This window comes from Brevibacillus parabrevis (assembly GCF_022701015.1).
Taxonomy (GTDB): domain Bacteria; phylum Bacillota; class Bacilli; order Brevibacillales; family Brevibacillaceae; genus Brevibacillus; species Brevibacillus parabrevis.
Genome location: NZ_CP064090.1, coordinates 2413713 through 2433058, shown reverse-complemented (window position 1 = coordinate 2433058; position 19346 = coordinate 2413713). Strand labels below are relative to the sequence as shown.

Annotated in this window: 19 protein-coding genes and 2 pseudogenes; 1 reads left to right on the top strand and 20 read right to left on the bottom strand. The window is 47.4% G+C overall.

Going from position 1 to position 19346, the window contains the following annotated elements:
- Positions 1 to 28 precede the first annotated feature (28 nt).
- From cdiI to IRJ17_RS11600, 5 genes and pseudogenes are all read right to left on the bottom strand, one after another.
- Complete coding sequence (gene cdiI, locus IRJ17_RS11610; RefSeq protein WP_122966787.1) at positions 29 to 256, bottom strand: ribonuclease toxin immunity protein CdiI; 228 nt, start codon at positions 254 to 256, stop codon at positions 29 to 31.
- Positions 257 to 282: 26 nt separating this feature from the next.
- Complete coding sequence (locus tag IRJ17_RS11605) at positions 283 to 591, bottom strand: helix-turn-helix domain-containing protein (protein WP_229049962.1); 309 nt, start codon at positions 589 to 591, stop codon at positions 283 to 285.
- Between the two features lie 823 nt (positions 592 to 1414).
- Positions 1415 to 1552, bottom strand: a complete 138-nt coding sequence (locus IRJ17_RS28280) for a hypothetical protein (protein ID WP_423751967.1) — start codon at positions 1550 to 1552, stop codon at positions 1415 to 1417.
- A 41-nt stretch (positions 1553 to 1593) separates the two neighbouring features.
- A pseudogene (locus IRJ17_RS28275) lies at positions 1594 to 2022 on the bottom strand (Imm3 family immunity protein).
- Between the two features lie 96 nt (positions 2023 to 2118).
- Entirely contained in the window at positions 2119 to 2562 is a 444-nt protein-coding gene (locus tag IRJ17_RS11600; protein WP_217444929.1) for a deaminase domain-containing protein, read from the bottom strand.
- A gap of 497 nt (positions 2563 to 3059) precedes the next feature.
- Here IRJ17_RS11600 and IRJ17_RS11595 point away from each other — a divergent pair.
- Positions 3060 to 4102, top strand: a pseudogene (locus tag IRJ17_RS11595) (IS3 family transposase); the annotation flags it as partial.
- A gap of 462 nt (positions 4103 to 4564) precedes the next feature.
- Here the strand turns inward: IRJ17_RS11595 and IRJ17_RS11585 are convergent.
- From IRJ17_RS11585 to IRJ17_RS11515, 15 genes are all read right to left on the bottom strand, one after another.
- Positions 4565 to 4735, bottom strand: a complete 171-nt coding sequence (locus IRJ17_RS11585; protein ID WP_167470394.1) for a hypothetical protein — start codon at positions 4733 to 4735, stop codon at positions 4565 to 4567.
- 30 nt (positions 4736 to 4765) lie between these two features.
- Entirely contained in the window at positions 4766 to 5575 is an 810-nt protein-coding gene (locus IRJ17_RS11580) for a recombinase family protein (RefSeq protein WP_242774765.1), read from the bottom strand.
- Positions 5576 to 5763: 188 nt separating this feature from the next.
- Positions 5764 to 6273, bottom strand: coding sequence for an HGGxSTG domain-containing protein (locus IRJ17_RS11575; RefSeq protein ID WP_242774763.1), 510 nt, complete (start codon positions 6271 to 6273; stop codon positions 5764 to 5766).
- Positions 6274 to 6375: 102 nt separating this feature from the next.
- Positions 6376 to 6582, bottom strand: coding sequence for a hypothetical protein (locus IRJ17_RS11570; protein WP_174231948.1), 207 nt, complete (start codon positions 6580 to 6582; stop codon positions 6376 to 6378).
- A gap of 309 nt (positions 6583 to 6891) precedes the next feature.
- Positions 6892 to 7158, bottom strand: coding sequence for a hypothetical protein (locus tag IRJ17_RS11565; RefSeq protein ID WP_242774761.1), 267 nt, complete (start codon positions 7156 to 7158; stop codon positions 6892 to 6894).
- Positions 7159 to 7162: 4 nt separating this feature from the next.
- Positions 7163 to 7666, bottom strand: coding sequence for a hypothetical protein (locus IRJ17_RS11560; RefSeq protein ID WP_242774759.1), 504 nt, complete (start codon positions 7664 to 7666; stop codon positions 7163 to 7165).
- Between the two features lie 247 nt (positions 7667 to 7913).
- The gene (locus IRJ17_RS11555; RefSeq protein WP_373926273.1) at positions 7914 to 8411 is read right to left on the bottom strand and encodes a hypothetical protein; all 498 of its coding nucleotides are present in this window, start codon (positions 8409 to 8411) and stop codon (positions 7914 to 7916) included.
- Positions 8412 to 8413: 2 nt separating this feature from the next.
- Entirely contained in the window at positions 8414 to 11590 is a 3177-nt protein-coding gene (locus IRJ17_RS11550; RefSeq protein WP_242774755.1) for a late control protein, read from the bottom strand.
- A 36-nt stretch (positions 11591 to 11626) separates the two neighbouring features.
- Positions 11627 to 11998 (bottom strand): DUF4280 domain-containing protein, encoded by a 372-nt coding sequence (locus IRJ17_RS11545; protein WP_122965909.1) that lies wholly within the window; start codon positions 11996 to 11998, stop codon positions 11627 to 11629.
- Positions 11999 to 12033: 35 nt separating this feature from the next.
- Positions 12034 to 12666: a hypothetical protein gene (locus tag IRJ17_RS11540; protein ID WP_122965910.1), complete on the bottom strand. Its 633-nt coding sequence runs from the start codon at positions 12664 to 12666 to the stop codon at positions 12034 to 12036.
- The gene (locus IRJ17_RS11535; RefSeq protein ID WP_173598230.1) at positions 12663 to 13178 is read right to left on the bottom strand and encodes a hypothetical protein; all 516 of its coding nucleotides are present in this window, start codon (positions 13176 to 13178) and stop codon (positions 12663 to 12665) included. The genes IRJ17_RS11540 and IRJ17_RS11535 overlap by 4 nt, the downstream gene beginning before the upstream one ends.
- 14 nt (positions 13179 to 13192) lie before the next feature.
- On the bottom strand, positions 13193 to 14293 hold the full coding sequence (locus IRJ17_RS11530; RefSeq protein WP_242774753.1) for a pentapeptide repeat-containing protein: 1101 nt from the start codon (positions 14291 to 14293) through the stop codon (positions 13193 to 13195).
- 15 nt (positions 14294 to 14308) lie between these two features.
- A complete protein-coding gene (locus tag IRJ17_RS11525; RefSeq protein WP_173598228.1) occupies positions 14309 to 15790 on the bottom strand; it encodes a contractile injection system protein, VgrG/Pvc8 family in 1482 nt (493 codons plus the stop codon).
- A 49-nt stretch (positions 15791 to 15839) separates the two neighbouring features.
- A complete protein-coding gene (locus tag IRJ17_RS11520) occupies positions 15840 to 16616 on the bottom strand; it encodes a DNA and RNA helicase (RefSeq protein ID WP_122965914.1) in 777 nt (258 codons plus the stop codon).
- 42 nt (positions 16617 to 16658) lie between these two features.
- Positions 16659 to 19313: an acetate and sugar kinases/Hsc70/actin family protein gene (locus IRJ17_RS11515; protein ID WP_173598226.1), complete on the bottom strand. Its 2655-nt coding sequence runs from the start codon at positions 19311 to 19313 to the stop codon at positions 16659 to 16661.
- Between the last annotated feature and the right edge of the window lie 33 nt (positions 19314 to 19346).

Below are 19346 nucleotides of genomic sequence, written 5' to 3'. Positions count from 1 at the left end.
AAAAAAATCTGGATTCTACCCATTATTCTTAAATACTATATTTCTCTTTAATTCTCAATAAATATTCGTTAACTTCATCTTTTTTGTCTTCGTTCTTTTCAATATAGAAATTACATGCTACCTGCAAGTAATCATATAGTTCTTTATAACTGACAATATCATAAGTATCATCTACACCATAATAAAACAAAATGCAATTTTCACCAAAATACCCTTCATCCCCTACATCGTATTCATCTGAATAGATAACCGCCATATAATCTCGTCTCTCAACGTACTCGTTTAAAAAACCTTCTTATACGACTTGTATTCGTCACGCTTGACCATTCCCTGAATCCAAAGCGTCAACTCTCGCTCGTTTACCTGCTTCCGTATACTCCTAATAAACTCATGAGTCTTTTCTGACATAAGCAGATATGGGTGGCAATGCAGATAATTTGGCAGGAAATACGTGTTGTTCTTACCCTGACTGACCAGAATCATCTTCTTGTCTGCCAATTCCTTGATATGGCGTTCTACTGACTTTGAACTGCATCCGACATTTCGGGCAATCATTTCGATGGTCGGATAGCATTGACGTTTGTCGCTCATATAAGCGATTAGGTCAATCAGAATCAGCTTCTCATAATGTGTTAAGCCGTAGCACCGATGGATTTTATGCGGCACTTTTGTAAACCCTTTATGCTGTGATGTGAACTGACTCTCTTGACTTACCTTGTCCATTTACTCATTAGCGGCTTGACAATTCTGAATTTGAACAAAATCCTTCATTCCCTTTACCTTCCTTCTCGCAATTTAGTTCCGCCTCGGAGCGGCTATGAAGTTAGGAAGGCGGCTAGCCTACACGTTACCTTACCTGTTATATGTCAACTGGTCGTCACCAGATTCATTTCTTCACAGTAACAATCGCGATAACTTGCCATTCAGTTGCTGATAAAATCAAAAATATTTTCGATGTAGCCCCCACTACTATTAATTGTCGTGCTACACATCCTTAAAGGTGCGATTGGTTAGTTTCTCATCCTCTCTAATAGGGCGACATACCGTACAGTTACGATTGAATTCAAAAAACTGCGAGAAAACGAAGCTAACAAAAAACAGATCAATCATGGTGGTATCTGAGCATAATTGACCTGTCACCTGTTTAATGTATCGGAATAGCACTTTTTAGGGTATAAAGCCAAAGCATTGATGTGCGTACAAATAAAATGAAAAAGTCTTTATTCGAATACAACTTGAGTTAAGTCTACTTAGATTCATCTGCCCTACTCATTCGGCACTGGGTGGGGTCTACCCATCAACAAACCGCAATAGGATAAAAGACCACGATACGTTCGGCTATCTCGCATTGTGGCTTAGTCGGTTCTATTGCATTATCTTTTTGTTGTTGTATAACTCCATACAAATATCTTGACTATAGTTTACTCAACACATCCTTAATTCGACTAGATAGGTCTCTCTTCTCATCTTCCGATAATTGTTCCCCAATATCATTCAAATCGAACTTCTCTAATTCACTTTTTATAATTCTAATATTTTCATTTGCTCGTATATTATTTAGTAATAATAATTCAGCTAAAGTTGTTTTGACAGTTATGTTTTCACTTGACGTATTTCTACTATCCTCTTAAATCGTTCCAAGACATTATTAACAATATCTTCTCCACTACATGCTTCAAAATTTTGATTTTGAAAATACTCCCTAACGTTATTTGTCATTTCAAAATAATACCATCTTACTACAGGATAATAATCCAATGGCTTTGTATCTATTTCTTGTAAGATTCTATCTCTACGGATAAGTAAATCCTTAAATTGCTCATCTGTTACTACGTTTTTAGCTTATTTAAATCTAGTGAAAGTAAATCTTTTTGTTGTTTCTTTAGCAGTAACTAGTACCTTTGATTGCTTTAGTAACAATTCTCCATATATAATGTGGATAATTGCCTTCTCCATCTCTCCTTGATTTTGGATTGCTTCATACACATTGTATGTTCTAGCAAGTGATTCAGAATCACTCATATTTGCGTTTTTATATGAAAATAATCTTCCATAAAAGATTCAAATAACTCCTCGTATTCCCACTTCAAACTCATTCCAAAATTACCACCTTTTAATTTATTTTTCGGGTTTCGGAAGTTCTTTAGGAGGCACTAAATTGCCACTATTATGAATTACCTCAATTTCAATTCTCGGATATCTTTCTTTAAATTTACCGATTATATTGTTACAGCTTGCGCATGTATCTCTTTCGGTAAATATCTTCACTTTCCCTGTAGCATTAGGATTATATCCAATCTTTTGGGCTAAATCATTCATTATTTTGTATTCTGAATCTTCTAGTCTTTCAAAAACACTTCCCTTATTATCTGGTGCTTTTGTAGCATTAAACACAGGATCATCTGGTAAGAAAGAAAAACCATTTAAGTTCGGATTCCCTGATGAAAAATCAACTTGACTGGAGGCATAAAACTCTCTTTGATTTACAGTCGGAATGTCTACTTCAGCGTATCCAAAGTTTCCTCCCTTTTTTAATACTGTTTTAGATAACCGACTTTTCAGTTCACTTACTCTATCAATAATATAAGCATCGGCAACAGGATCAACTTTCCTTGTTTCTAGCCACTTAAAATTAATTAACTGGTCCGTATTCGGATCAAGTGCGTACCTATATTCAAGTGGTGTTGATCCATGTTCTACAATAGGTTCACCCGTCCCCTCAGCCCCTGCCTTTTCCTTCTCATAAGGCTGATTTTTATTAGCATCATTACCCTTCTTATCAGTAACTGGCTCATCATGATGAGAATGCCCGAGGTCTCCGCTCGCCTTTCCTCCTTTTGGCGACGTATTCTTGCTGGGAACATCCGTATCCGTAACTTTACCGTCATGCCCCTTTGATGTCCCCGAACTATGCGACCCGCCTTGCCCTGTCCGATCTTTCGAAAAGGAATAGCCCTCCCCTTTCTCCCAGAAGAAAATGGATCGGCTACACTGAATTGGACAATTCTCTTAGGGTCTAGTAGATTGAAATCAAATCGACATGGAACGGAGAGAATGTCATGGGGAAACGTGAGCGTCGGTCATTTACAGATCAATTCAAACAGCAGATGATTCAGCTTTATGAAAATGGCAAACCACGTGCAGATATTTTGAGAGAATATGATCTGAGTGTATCTGCGTTTGACCGTTGGGTCAAACAGAGTAGAACCACAGGTTGCTTCAAAGAAAAGGACAACCGAACAGAGGAACAAAATGAACTCATGGCGTTGCGTAAGGAAAATCAACGGTTGAAGATGGAGAACGATATTTTAAAGCAAGCAGCGCTGATCTTCGGACGAAAATAACAGTGATCCGGCACAATGCACATAAATACCCCGTGTCTGCCATGTGCACCATCCTCAAGGTGAATCGGAGTACCTACTATTATGAAAGTAGCCAGCAGCCATCTATCGATGATGAGGTGGAGCAAGCAATCATCCATATTTTTGATGAGAATCAGCGCGTGTATGGAACCAGAAAGATCAAGGCAACCCTACAAAAAGAAGGATGGATCGTTTCCAAACGGCGGATTGGACGCTTGATGAAAAAGAATGGTCTTGTATCGGCGTATACGGTTTCCCAGTATAAACCGCATAAGTCACCGTGTAACGATTCACCAATCCAGAATGAACTGAACCGCGAGTTTACAAAAGATGAACCACTAGAGGCGGTTGTGAGTGATTTGACGTATGTCCGAGTCGCAAACAAATGGCACTACATCTGTCTGCTCGTGGACTTATTCAATCGGGAGATTATTGGGTATAGTTGTGGAACCAGTAAAGATGCTGCGCTCGTCTACCAAGCTTTTGCAAGCGTAAAAGGAGACCTACGTCAAATTCAGCTCTTTCACACGGATCGAGGCAGTGAGTTTACCAATCGTACGATTGGTGACGTCGTCCGTATATTCAACATCAAGCGCTCGCTAAGCATGAAAGGCTGCCCCTATGACAATGCAGTCGCAGAAGCAACTTTTAAGCTGATTCAAACGGAGTTTGTCAAGAATCGAAGATTTGGGTCACTCGCACAGTTGAAGCAGGAACTAGGGGCATACGTGAAATGGTTCACTCATCAATCCGTAATAAGCCCCAAGCGGCACATCCTTATATTCCATGACAAATTTGTCTATGGATACACTTGCATTCATCACACGCTACACTCCCGTTCTCATACGCTTTTTTGCTCCATGCGATTGTAAAATGTAACACTTACTCGACTAATTAAGTAATTATCGGACGCTGTCCATTTGAGAATGTTAAACGCAAAAAAGCACTTGTCGTCCATTACAGACAATCAAGTGCTCTAAGAGTTGAAGTTTACCAAGTTAGCAGTATCCCCTGAACCACAATCGAATACTGTATGAGGAATTATGTCACATGCTTTGTTTGGAGTCAACAATAACGTTTAATCCTATGAGATGGTTCGCTCTCGTTTGTATCTCCCCTCATCGGTGTCATTTGTGGTAATCCTACATGAGAACGTCGTCTCGCCCGGTTCTCGTGGGTCTGCTGTGGAGTATGCTCGTATCCTAGTCGAGTACGCCTAACTCACGACGCATTTCAATCTCCAGTTCACGTAACCGCTTTTGCTTGGTAACCAATTCCTCAAACCATTTCTTGTCCTCCATGGCTAGAGCCATGTCAATCATTTCGTCGTAGTCTTCAGAACACATCATCATCCGTTCTTTGAATTCGCTCATTTGTCCAGCCTCCCAATGTCTACGTAATGATTAGCTGACCTGCCTTGCCTTGTTCCACAACTGGCGACTAATGATACGAGGGAACACATCTTTCTGTCTAATGCCGTTCTGCTCTTTTTGCCCGTTGTACATGTTGAACCCTGTGTACGTCTCATTGTTCAAAATGTTTTGTACCTGTACGACTGTCCAAGCCTTTCCTGTCTTGGTTTGGATACCAGCGTTGTTCAGCAACTTGGCGATGCGATAAGGGTTCGTTCCTTCTACATATTCCTGAAAAATGTATTTTACGGTGCTGGCTTGCTGTTTATCCAGTTCAATGTTTCCGTTCCACAGCCTGTAGCCATAAGGAATACCTCCGCCAGCATATTGATTCTTTCTAGCCGTAGCGATTCGTCCGTTTCGGGTACGTTCATTGATGGTTGCACGTTCAAACTCAGCAAAACCGCCAAGCATTTGCAAGAAAATCTTCCCTTGCGGAGTCGAGGTATCCATTCGCTCCGTCACACTAATGAACGCCATGCCGTGTGGTTCCAGTTCCTCTTCGATCAAGTCCAGCAGATGATTCAATTGACGATGGATACGGTCTGATTTCGTCACGACAATCCCGCCAACCTCATGTTCGGGCTGCTGAATGTAATGCAGCATATCTTGATAACCGTCTCGTTCTATTGTGCTCCCACTAACTCCTTCGTCCTTGAAGATCGCTGCTAGTTGCCAGCCCTGACTCACGCAAAACGCTTCAATCTGCCTTACCTGTTCACTAATAGATGTGTTCTCCATCTGACTGTCCGAGGAGATACGCACATAGCCTACCCATTTCTTGACCTTCGTTTCCTTCATGTAAATGCCTCCTGTTTTTTGTAACACCATACGACCTTACGGAAGGCATTTACAACCCTCTTTATCCTTTTTGCCGCTCGTTAACCGTGATCGTGGTAAGACATTTTTACATTCATTTTTAGATGCCACGCCTTCTGCGGTAGTAAAAAAGGAGCGAAACAAAGCGTGTGCTCTGTCTGCTCCTGTCTTCATCCTTGAAACTTGCTTCTCGCTTGTTGCAATATCTCGACCAACTGGTCTAACGAGCCATCACTTTTCTGCTTCTGCATACCCCTGAGTTTACCGTTCTCCCGAATCAGTGCCGCGACATTCATCTGCACTTTGGTGATGGCATCTTCAATGGCTCTAATTTCAGCAGGGTCAGGCTTGTCCTTCTGTTCCTCCTGCTGAATACGCATTAGCATACGCCGTATCCGTAACTCTGAAAGCCGATACTCGCTATCCACCTGTACATTCGGGTCGGTTGAAACCTGATGGTACAACTCTTGTTCTTCCTCCGTTAGCGTATCTAGCCAGATCGTTTCATACAGTCCATGTTTCAAGGCGTTTTTGTTGCCTTTTAGACGTTCGCTATGCTTCGCCCTGTCCTTCGGGCCAGTAGATTTTCCACCATGCAACCTGCAACGTCCATTCTTTAGAGCCGCTTTTTTACAAGCTTCACCGCTTTTCGTCTTGGCTCCGCATTGTTTCTGTTCCATTTTTATATCCCCTAACCTCATTTCATGGGGTATCGTTTCCCCGACCCGGGGGAGGTCATCCTGCCTCCAAGCTGTTTATCTATCTGTTTCAATACATGTTCACTATTCTTGTTCATCTTCTTCAAGAAATGACTCCTTTAATGCTTTCCTTCTACTTTCTTCCCTCTGTTTCTTATGCAACCGAAACTCCTCAAGCTGTTCCGTTTTAGCAATAAACGTAAAGCAGTCAAAGTACATACGTGTTAGTTCTGCTTTCGTATTAATCTCGTGAAGTAACAGTTCCCATAAGAATTCTTCATGTTTTGTCATTGTGCTATTTCCCCCTGTGACGTTCATATTTGGTTGCTCTCGTGGTTTCGTGCCTGCTGCGGTAAAATGTCCTTGGTTGTATGTTTGAATCGGTGCTCAGCCTAAGAGCGCCTGGCTGCATGTGTTATTCCTTAGACTGCTTCGCTTTACGTTCCCAGTATCTGTGCTCGTATTCTTTTTCCTTTAATCGGTTCTCTGGCTTCTGCCGCCATTTGCGCCGATATTCTCGTTCATACTGTCTTCTGTATTCCCGACGTGCTTCTAATGCTTCTGGACTTAGGTTCAACATCTCTCTATTCCTCCCTCTGGTTACGTTCTCCCTGTAGCGCTATTCATCGTTTCACGTACTGCGTCCTGAACTGTCACTCTCAATTCTTCTGTTGAGTCTATATCATCAACTTCAATGACTTCACTATCGTCTACGATCTCAATTACAAAGCTATCGCTGCTCTTGTTGGCCTGCATCGTACAGGCTCCCTTCTCCGTAATCAGTTCAACTCGTTTGCCTGTGCCCTTAAGATTCTGCAACAGATCGCGCATCACGCCTTGATATTTTTGAGGTATCCCGTTATTCATTCACCTAGCTCTCCAGTTCTGCAAGCTGAGCCACTTTTTCAGCCAATACATGCCTTGTTTGTGCCAGACGCTCTTCTGCATCCTGAATCATTTTCACCGCTGCTGCCTTTGCATTTTCAAGTTCTTGCTCCTGACGTGCTTGAACTGCCTCGTTATACCGTATAAGCTGCTTGCAATCTGATGCTTCTTGCTCTAGTCTGTCTATGAGTTCTAGTGCTTGCTGGCGTGGCAGTCCATCCTTCTGATCTGCTACCGCGTCCAAATGCTCCGCTCTGTTCAACAACTGCTGAATCTCTTCGCTAATCTGAAAATCTGTACGTCCTGATCGCTGCAACTTTTCCGCCTGTTCACGTAATTCCCTTGCTTGCTGACAGTACCCACGAATTCCATCCATTAGCTGTTCGTATGCTGCGCGAGCCTGGGCAATAGACCTCACTTCTTTTTCTCCTTCCTGTGCTAGTTGCTGGTTCTTCAACTCTTCTGCCACTACCTGTTCACGTTTTGCCATTCGTTTCATCCTCCTTTGATTTTGGACATGCAAAAAAAGCTCATTCCTACTCATAAAACAAGTTGGAAAGAGCTTTTGAAAGTTTATCAAGTGTTTGAATTATTTAGTGTTTGGTTTGTTGGTTGTATTGTATGATCTTGTTGCCACATTGTAAACCCAATCTATATTTTTGCATGGGTTACTGATTGAATGATTGTTTTAATCGTCACTAAGCAGTTCAATCAATATTGAAAAATGTAACAATAGTTTACTCGGCACAACCATTATCTAGCGCATCCAAGGTTTCATCACTAATATCTAGTGGTTCCTGTTTATCCCAAGCAACATCTGCAATTATAATAGAATTACCATTTATATATATATATCCTTCCCTTCTATAGAAAAAGCCACCTCTTTCATATAGCTTTATTGCCGGCTCAAACAAATCCTTGTTATCCATAGCAATTGGATTTTTTTCATCAATAAGAGCGCATAATTCAAGATAACTCGTAACGAGAGCTCTATGGTAAGAATTATTTATTTCATTCAGTATTTCAATCATCTCAATGTTTTCTTGGGGCTCAGTGATCGAATTTGAAATCATAATAAAAGGGGGTACACAAGTACCTGGATAATCTCTTAAAAATTTGGTTGCTCTTCTTAAGTACTCTCGACACAAATAACTTTGTGACATGGTTTCCTTTTCTCCAAGACAGCCCCAATCTATTACGGAAATACGTTTAATCGCCTGATTTAAATATCCCACATTCATTCTCCTTTTTCTTTTTCTAGTTGTTTTTCTATCTTACCTTGTTCTTTAAGATTATAGCTAAACGCCCCATCAAACTCACCTTTAGGTTGAGGATCAGCTGCGTCGTGTGCCCCTGGAGGTTTAGAACCAAAGGTATTCGAGCCAGGATTGTATGCACCAGGATTTTTATATGGATATCCTTGCTTCATAAGTTCAATTTCCGTAAGCTCATGTTTAATCATTTGTTGTAACCACTCTTTTTGTGATTGTGTTAACTCTTTCTCTTTTTGTGCTTGCTTCCATGCGTAACCAAAATCAGCATCTGGAGTAAATTGCCCTACTCTATAGCTTTTATCATTCAATGGTATTTTATGTGAATCAAAAAAGATGTGTTGCTTCACTGCCCTTATTTCTTCTACTGATAAACCAGTATTTTTTGCAACCTGTTCAATATCTTCCATACCCACGCTTCTAATCTCATCATAGTGCTTTGATGCAAGCCTGTAATTTGCTTCATCAAATATAGTTTCAAAGGTCGGTTTATAATTATCTACACGGTTATATTTGCTCCAATCAATTTTTTCAAGTTCTATCGGAGCATTACCCGTCCCCTCAGCCCCTGCCTTTTCCTTCTCATAAGGCTGATTTTTATTAGCATCATTACCCTTCTTATCAGTAACTGGCTCATCATGATGAGAATGCCCGAGGTCTCCGCTTGCCTTTCCTCCTTTTGGCGGCGTATTCTTGCTGGGAACATCCGTATCAGTAGCTTTACTGTCATGCCCCTTTGATGTCCCCGAACTATGCGACCCGCCTTGCCCTGTCCGATCTTTCGAAAAGGAATAGCCCTCCCCTTTCTCCCAGAAGAAAAAGCGTTGGCCCGTCATCGCATCTTCCATCACGACCAGTCTTCCATTTAACTGCTCGCTCATCTTTTCGAGGAACTTTGCAATCGTTTCGCTCAGCTCTTTTAACACATCATCCAGCAGTTTGGCCTTCGTCTTGAGCTTCCCGTCCTTAAGGGGCACGCCTTCCAACATGTCATTTTTGCCGGAGCCGTGCAGGGGTCCGCCTCTTCCCTTTCCGCCGTCCGAATCACTATTAGCGTGCGGCTTTTTGGAACCATGCGGCGCGTCCACATCCAACTTCGCCACCGATTTGCCGCCTTTTAATGCTGCTGTGCCCATTCCACCGCTATACACCGTCAGTACGGCTTCCGCTACGACCATGTCTTTCTTAAATTCATTTTGCCCTTTTGCGTAGCTTTCGTCGACCGAGCGGGTCCACAGACCGCCGTGCAAATTATCTTGTTTGTACTTCTCGTCTTTCACAAAAGGGTCGATGTAATCGTTGTATAATCCTGTCCCGATCGAGACGGCTGCGTCGCCTGCATCTTGGGCTACGTCCTGCCATGATTTTTTGCCCGAAGCCACTTTCTCTACATATTCGGCTGTGTTCGTGGCGACTTCTACTGCTCCTTTGGCCAAATTGTTCCTCTCGGTCAGCGAACCGACTTCGGAGCCGCTCACAAACTCATACAAGCTTTGGGCGTCATCGCCTCCCAAAACACCTGTCACAACCAGGTCGCCCGCGTCTACCGCCGCCCCCCACAAACCAGCCAACGTATCCCCAAAGGCCGCAAACTTCCCTTCCACCTCTGCGATCTGGTTATCCAAGGTGCGTTTCGCCATGACCGCAAGAATCCCGTTGGCCGCTACATCTTGCTCAAACGCACTTAACAGTTGCGGAAAAGAATGCCGGGCACTCGCTTCCAGCTGAATGTTTTCACTGCTCGCATTTGCTTCTTCGATTAACTCTAGGGCATCTCCTGCCGTTTTGACCGTCAATCCTTCTGTGCCGGACAAATGAACAGCCGCACCGCTCAGGCTCACGGCGCCCTTTCCTTGAATCCGCACCTGCGAAGCACTATTGAAACTGACGCCCGCATCCTTATTCATGGAGATGTACAGCATGCCCTCCTGCGCCGTCATCGTCAGCTCTTTGTCGCCCAGCGTGAACTCTTTGCCTTGGGGGTTGCCGAACGATTTGACTCCCGGGTCCTGCATTTTTTTCGCTTGCTTCTGGACGGCTTCGCCTTGCGGGGCGTGGCGCACGGAGTTCATGACCATGCCGTCGTCCTCTTCGGCACCAGGGAAGTACAGCTTGACCTTGGAACCGAGCTCTGGCATGAGGTATAAAATCTGGTTGCCTTCTGCGGCGTACGGGAACCATTGGGCTTTGCTTGCGTCCTGTTTTTGGTCCATATTCAAGTGAATTTTGACCTGGTTGCGGCCAACCTGAATGATTTTGCCGTCGATGGCTGCGCCGATAATCGCGGAGTTGTACAGCTTCGTTTGCTTGACCGATTCAGGCACAGCGCACACGTAAGTCCACTTCAACAGTCCCTGCTCCAGCGTTCCGGTAACCTTTGTGATGACAAACGTTCGTCCGTCACGCTGCACCTCATCGCCGATGTGCAGCCACTCGTCGTGAGCGAAGGTGTACGTCGTGTACTGGTATTCGGACAGCGAGGATGCGCCGTTCGCCGCTTTTTTCATGTACGGCGCAATCGCCCGGTTGACCTCGTACGGAGCCGCTTCCAGCTTGATTTGCTTGCGTCCCTCCGGCATCCCGATCCAGAAACGCACCTTGTGGTCACTGACATCCGGGACGAGGACGGCTCCCACATGCGAAGCGATGCGCCTGACAAACGTCCAGTCCGTCTCCTCGTACTGCATGATGAACTTGCCTTGCTTTTTCTCGTCAAAAGCTTGGTCGATGAAATCCCCGCCCGGATAGACGGACAAAGCTTCCTCGACGACATCCCGGTACAGGCGGTCTACCTGTTGAAAAGAGCGCGTTTTCGGACTCAAGTCCATCGCGTATGTATGGGAAATCGCTTGAATCGTCACGTAATGAATATCCCGGACGACTTTGATCTCCACATGCTGCAAGCAACCCATGAAAATCGGCTTTTTCGCCGCGCCCTGTTTCCCGTACAGCCCGATGCCGTCGTGGTTGCTGGCGAGATGGATGATTTCCTCTTCTTTGTCTTCCGGGACGATTCCGGTCAGGCGCAAAGTCGCATGCGTGCCCGTCTGATGCAAAAATGTCAGGCTGTCCAGCCGGATCGGCCCATACGGCCAGACGACTTGCAAATCGTGATAGGCCATGACGCCATCTGTTGCCTGCATGTCATTTCCCTCCCTTTTTCAGGTCGCAGGTTGACGTCAATCTTGTCCGTCCTTGTCAATGGTGATGATGCCTGAGGCAGTGCAAACCAGCCGCGATTTGCTCAGCAAAGCGGGTTCGTTATCCACCAGCACATCCTCTTTTCCGTCCGTCCACTTTTCCGGCGTCTGCGGCACGCACTGGCTTCCCGTCAGCTTGCAAAATCCGAAGCAGCCAATATTCGCACCCGAAGCGTGATCTGCGACGTTCATGACAGGCTTTCCGCGACTGTACACTCCGTGGCACGTAGGCAAGTTTAGCACCCCGGGGTCTGTTCCTTGCGAGCATTTTGCTGTCGCGCCGCGTACGACATACGAATACTCTTCGCCAAATATTCCTGCACTCAGCGCCCTGAGCAAGTTTTCCAGCATATCCCTCTCTCCTTTCCCACTCATTCACCAAAAGCTTATACGCCCTCGCTTATCTTGAGAGTCCGGATCAATGCGGTCGCAAGCGGCTGCCACACCCACGCTTCACTCGCCGAAAACACCAGGCTGCCAAAAAAAGCTCTCCCGTTTAGCGACGTCGCGAACATGATCTGATAAAAGTTACCGTCTGGCTTCGGAACGACATATTCGTAACTCGCCATTAACCGCCCAGCTTGCTCCCACACATCGTTTTTTACGATCTGCAAACCTGGCGTCTTGCTTTTGATCTGTGCCGTCATCTCACGCAAAAAAATTTCGCTCTCATTCACCGAAAGCGCATGGATCATATGGTTGAGACCAAGCAAAATCGTGCCTGCTTCGTCCTGAAAAGCCAGCTGCTCATGCTGCTGTGCCGTGCTGCTTTTGCCTACCAGTCCTCTCGGCATAAGCTGGAGCGTGCGCGGCAAAATCATGCTTACCTGTCCGTCGAAGATCACTTTCTCCTCAAACGCGAACGTGCGCCCGTCATGCTCCATGCTTCCAAGCTCCGCAGCCGCCAGACATTCTTCCCAGGTCAGTTGTGGTCGCTGCCGACTCATCTCCTCCAGCTGCCGCTTCATTTGCAGCTCATTCCACACATCCAAAATTTTTTCATCCCAATGTTCTGTCATGTCTGTCTCCCCGACTCGATCTCCACTTTTTGCAATACGAAACCAGTCAAGCCTCTACGCAGAAAACTTTCCGCCGCATCCAGACTCACCACGATGTACGGCTCCAAAATGCCTTGCACCGAGAAGAAATGGTGTCGCTTTACCTTTTCGTAGTCCAGCACCATTCTTTTCAACGCTCCATTCTGGTGAAACTCGCTGCCCGCGGATAGCGCATCCACCGGGGGAACCTGCATGATCCAATACACATTCCGATCGTTTTGTTGTCGGTCGATCAAATCGACGCGTTTCCAACGAATGCCCAGATTGTACTTGGCGGTAATGGATTTCATCCGGTCGGACAGCATGTACAACGGCCTGTCCAACCAATCCGGATACGTGAGGCTCCCCTCCGACCGGACTTCCAAAACAGTCACGGGCAAAAGCGCCTCGATCCCCTCTTCCAGTGGCAAGCCAGTGGGCTGCACCTTCCGCGAGATACGCCTGTCCTCCGTGAGCAAATAGTAATCCCGCACCGTGATCACCTCCTTCATTCCGTTGCCCAGCAAATCTCTTCCCGTTGTTCGTCCGTCAACGCAAACCGATCCTGATCCCGTTCCAAAAAGATCGCCTGTCGTAAATTTGCTCCGCAGAAGCTTGCCCTGTATAGACGAGAATGGCGAAAATCCGCCCCCTCCAGATTCGCCTGATCAAACCGGATGCCAAGCAAGCCTGGTTGCCTATACCGTTTGTCATTGCTTGTCTGTCCGTCTGTGTAAGTGAAATTGGCCCCACGAAGGTCGCTTTGGCGAAAATCGGCATCGCAAAGCAACGAATGGCGAAAGTCAGCGTTTGTCAGCTTGCTGCCGATCCAGCGCGTACCCATCAGCACGCATTGACGAAACTCGCTGTTAGCCAGATCACTGCTGCTAAAGTCGTTGAATCGCAAATCCAGCCCGTCCGCCTTGATCTCGCGCAACTGCATGTTGGCAAATGTTTCGTGCGTACACTGCGCCCCTTTTGTTTGCTCCAGCAGCTTTCTCGCTTCCTCTTCTTCTCTCGCCTGGATATCTTCCACATAGACCGGCTCGCTCAAATCTTTAAACTCGCCCACCCGGATTTGAAATCGCTGCGCTTTTTCCAATTGCTTGTACTCTGGCAGCTTGACCACTTCTGATAGGGAGAGACGGGCAAGAGCTGTCACGAATTGGGCAAAAAAGTCCAACTCCTTGAGCACCATCCGTTCTACATCCGGTGCATCCAGCACGCCCATGTACCTTTTGCGCCGCTCTTCCAAAAGTCGCAGAAGTCCGGAGATTTCTTGAAAAGCCCAGCCTGCGTCATAGCGGGAAAAGCAAGCCGCCTCATCCCAATACCATTTGTCTGTATAAGCTTCGAGCAAATATTGGTTTGATCCGTCCAACACGGACGTGCGCAACAGCGAAAGGTGAATAAATCCGACAGCTGGCATAACACCTCGTGCCTGCCTTTCTTTAATCTGGATGGCAAACTGCCGCATCGCTTCCACAAAATCCGCTACGAGCCGCTCCCTGTTTTCCAGAAAAAAAGATTCCAAAGCCGCAACACATTCTTCCAGCGCAGGCAAAGCGACCTGCTCGTACAGATGCTGGAGCGCTTCCGCTTTTTTCATGGCTGAACGAGCCTCCTAGTTCATCTTGATTTCCGAGCCCTTCATTTCAATTTTGTCTTCCAACGTAATCGTGTTCCCTTTGCCTGTCAGCTCGATCTTTTGCGCATTAATGTGTATCGTGTTTCCAGACATGTTGATGTCTTGTCCGGCTGTAATGTTCACGTTTTGGTTGCTCACAATCGATATTCCGTGCTTGTCGCTGATCGTAATCGACATCTCCCCCGCGGAAATGACGATTTTATCGGGAGCCAGCACAATTTCTTTTCCGTATTTCGTACGAAACGTCTTGACCGCCGGATCTTTCATCCGATCGTTTCCGCCGCCGCTTCCTCCTGCGGCAGCAGCTCCGCCTCCCGAGCCGCCTGACTTTTTCTTGGCATCCGGTTTGGCGTCTGGAATATCCTTCAGAACCGAGCTGATAGCTATCCCGTCCTCTTCCTTCTTGCTGGGAAAATAAATCCGGATTTGATCGTTGACCTCCGGCATGACGTACCAGCCCGTCTGGTTTTCGGATGTGTAAATCGTCGAGTACGGAAACCAGTAAGCTGTGCTCTGGTCTTGCTGGTCATCCATGTCCAGCTTGGCCCGCACATTGTCATTTTGGATCTGGAGCACGCGTCCCTGGATGGAAGCCCCGATGATCGCATGATTGTACAGCTTCTTGCGGTACATGCCTTTGCGCGGAAACAGCTTGTACGTATGCGTCAAAATGCCGTCCTTGATTTCTGAGACAGCTTCCCCGACCACAAGCGGCCTGTTTTTGAACTGGACTTCGTTGCCTACCTCAAGAACTTGCTCACTCTCTACCTCGTACACCGTATAGTCTTGCTCGTTGATTCCGGGAATCTTATTTTCCGAATCGCTTTGGAACTCGCCCACCCGCTTGTGGACGGTGTAGTGGCCAGCCGTCAATTTGCCCTTGTCCTGACCGCTTGGCAGTCCAAAGAAAAATTTAGGCAGCGGAAAAGTCGTGGCGGGAACAAGACCGGTATAGAAGCGCGAAGCCATTCTTTTCAGAAACTGCCAGTCTGTCTCCTCGTATTGCATGATAAAGGTGCCAAGCGTTTTGCCTTTGGTAACCGAGTCGATAAAATCGGCTTTACCATACGCTGACAGTACCGTCTTCACCAGATTGGCATACGTCATCGCCGGGTTTTGGAAGGAGCGCTTCTTCGTTTTGACATCGAGCAAATACGTGTACGAAACCGCCTCTACCGACAAGTAATACACGCCCCGACTCGCTTTGACATTGACCCGCAGCACGATGCCCTCAAACCAGGCTGTCGGCTTTCCCTTTCCGTCCGTCAAAACGATTTTGACAGGTGTTTGCGAATTGGTTTGATTCACATAGCTATCCTTCTGCTCCTCGGAAATGATTCCGGTAAACCAAAGCCGTGCGTGCTCGTTCATTTTTTTCACGACTTTCAACGTTTGCAAATGAGTCAGTTCATACGGCATCACTTGGATGTTCTTGTAGGTGAAAAACTGGCTGCTCATCGAATCCCTCCCGTCTGGCTACTGCCTGATTGTTGCCATCCCGCTTCCGCTAATCCACAATCACCCGCTGCCGCCCGGACGCCCGCCACTCTTGTTTGGGCTTGTCGCCGCTCTTCGCCTCTTCCAAAATACGCCCCAAATAGCTGACGATCTGCGGGTTGGAGCTGGCGCGATAGCCGAAGCCCAACCGGGTGCCTATATAATGAAGAATCAGGTCGCGCTCCACTCGCTCGGCGTTGATTCCTTGTGTGGCAAAAGCGAGGTCGAAGGCGTTTGTCGTTTTGGTCTTCAACAGCTCGTGCGAAAAATAACGCAAGATCGCCGGAGCGAGTGTCGGGTATTGCTGGCCTGCATATTCCACATTCGTGAAATTCCACGTGTTGTACTCTGTTGTCAAATCGAGAAAATACGGGTAATCCGAGCGCAGCTTCGCGCCTTCCTTGAGCTTGAAACGGCCCAGCTCGCGCTCATCCGTCCCGATGTCCATGTTCGTATCGAGCACATAGTGCGTCTCGTACGCCAAAAAGTCGGTCAACGTCGTCTGCTCGTCGAAACGTATTTTCAGCATCGTCTCCTTGCCTGTCGCTTCGTACGGGAGCCGTTCCTCGCGATCCAGCAAATAAATCCGGCCTTGATGCTTGATGATGCCGCGGCCGACGACGAGCTGTCCGTCCTCGACCGCAACGTCCATGCCGGAAATAATTCCGTCCGTGTAGGCGAGAAAATGCAGCTCGGCGAGATGTCTCGGATAGTCCCGCAAGTTTTCGAGCATTTCCCGCTTGAGAATTCGCCCCTTGTGAAATTGGGGAGAGAGATGGGAAAACAAGGCTGTTCCCCCCTTCTTGTTCATATGGATTAGGTTGACTCGCTATTTCATCCCGTCGAAAAAGTCCAGCTCGGACAAATCGCTTTCAAAGGCGAAGAACACTTTTTTCCCCAGAAGTAGCTGCTCGTTTTGCCGAGCGACTGGCACCACGTGGAATCCCCATTCGCTGCCGCCTGAAAACACGAAAAACTTGACCTCTCCGTTTTGAATCGAGTCGGTTTCTTCCTGGGGAATGTGGCTTGCGTACTTGGCCTGGATTTCTTCGTAGAGCACAGGCTTGTACGCGCTTCTGTCGTCCGTGTACAAATAGCGCTTGCGCAAAAGTCCGTCGCTTTCCTTGAGGAAAAACTCCACCTCGCTCACTCCGTACGGACGGGAGATGGCCCCATGCACCTGGCTCAGCTTTTCCTGACTGCGAATCAGTATCCGCTCCTGTCTGTTGTGCGTGAACGCCGTCACCGAGTAAGGAACGACAGGCGCGTGATTGGTGATTTGCGCTTCGATGAATCCCGCTTTTTTCGCGCTCTGATAACGAAGTGCGCCGCGCAGGCAGGACAGCTTCAGGTCGGGTACTTTTCCTGCGTCCTCGGACCTTTGGCGAAATTCGATGCTGCGTCCCGGCACGAACTCCTTCAACGCTTCGCGAAACACGTCAATCCGGCACGACTGTCCGGTCAGCTTGATGATGGAAAAGTCCGCGAGCTTTCCTTCCTGATAAAAATCGTCGAGGAACACCCGCAAAATCTCGTAAATGTCCGCCTTGATCAAATGGTTGATCTCTTTGCTGTTGAAGACGACGTCAGGCAAGTCGTACACATCCCGGAAGCGACCATCCTCGCGTATCGACAGCACCCAGCGCTCGACTGCTGTCAGCTTCAAATCCTGCTCCTGACGCTGCTCTCCTTCGGCTGTAAACCGGTTGCGCAAAATGCCCGTCTGACGGAAAAACTCCTTTTTCATATGGTCTGCCAGGTCCCATAAAAAGTGAAAGTTGTTGCGGACGCGCTGATAGTCGTCGCGGCTTTTGTTCTCGTAAGCTTTGTAGCAGGTGGGCAAAAGCGCCTCTGCCTCCCGGTAGCGCCGTTCGAATTGCTCGTAGACAGCATCGACGCCAAACTCATCTACATGCCGGAATATTTCCGAGCCGGGGATGTCGATCAGTTGGTCGATGTCGGTTACGTGGCGGCCTTTGCTGTAGTAGTCGGCAAACACGATTTTCATGAACTGCATGATCCGGTATGTGATGTTGTTGCCGCCAAAGTTCGTATCGCCGTTTTCGTAGGTCGTGCTAATGTCGATGCGATAGGAGATGTGGCCATCCTCGATGCGAAAGCGGCACGATGACAAGTCGGTCGTTCCTCCGCCGCAGTCAATGACCAGCGCTTGGTACGTCTCGCCGTCGAGGAAGCTGTCTTTGTCAATCTGGTCCGCGATCGTGTTGAACAGCACCGCCATCCCTTCATCCAGCGCATCCTGCGATTCGATGCGGTATTCCGGCAAAATGTCCGTAAACATCTCGATGAACTGCGTTTTCAGCTTCACAGGACTGGTGATATGCAAGTGCCGAAACCGACACTTGAACTGATGCTCCGCCGTCTGGATGACATGCAGCAGGTACTGCCGCAAAATGTCGCTACGTTTGACCATGGCCGTATTCCCTTGGCTGTCCATCACTTCTTCCAGCTTGTGATAGCTGTTCACCCAGCGCTTCAATCCGAAAAATACGGTCGCATGCGAGCTGTATCCGTTCTTTTTCATCTGGCGCAGCGCTTCGTAGCCGATGTGGTAGCGCACGTCTTGCGCGACGGAGCAGTCTGCTACCTGGACAACGGTCGGCAATACCTCGATCCACTCTTCTGTTTTCTGGGTCGTGTCTGGAAACGCGACGTAATTGATCGCATTCAGCTTGATCCGGCCATTCAGCAAATCGTTGCTGGAAGGGGCGCTGACATACTGGTGGTCCAAAAAAGCGCCAGCGGTCGTGGAAGAAGTGCCGAAATCAATCGCCAGCACAGCATCCGTCTCTTCCAGCTCCCTGATTTCCAGATCCGTTACAGGCACTTTGTAATAGTGCAAGTTGACAGGGGGGAGCGGCTTATCCTCGGTGTATGCTTTGTACAAATAATCCGAGTCTTGCTTGCGAAAAAAGAGCAGGCTGTAGCTCTGATTCACGGTTTTGCGCCACGGGACGTCCTTGTGGGAAAACAGCATGTACCGTCCCTGCTTGTCTGCCTCTTTGCGCAGCTGAAAAATGCCGCACAGCTCCATGTAGTCATTGACGAGCAGGACATTCGACTCGGACAAGCCTTGGGCCGACTCCACCCGATAGCCATCCAGCCTGTCTACAGCCAGCCCGGCATACAAACTCATCTTTGCCGGGATTTTGATGGAGTCCGCCCCAGGCAGCGGCGTATTCAAGTAGGCATGCAAAGCCGCTTCGATCCGTTCAAAGCCGCCTGTTGTATCTGCTTCGATAAACAAGCTCTCCTCCGCGCTGCGAAACCGCAAGATCGTGTTCAGCAATCCTTCCCGATCGAGATTGTTCACAACCGAGCCAACCAGCTTTTCCTTGTAACAAATATTGCGCAGCTGAAAGGTCGTCATCTCCATCAGCTCATCTCGCGTATACGTGGTTTCGTTTCGCGGGACGTCCATGCTGCCTTTTTGAATATGAAGCTTGTACGACATTTTACTCATGAGAACGCTCCTCCCACACCCACATGACTTTCT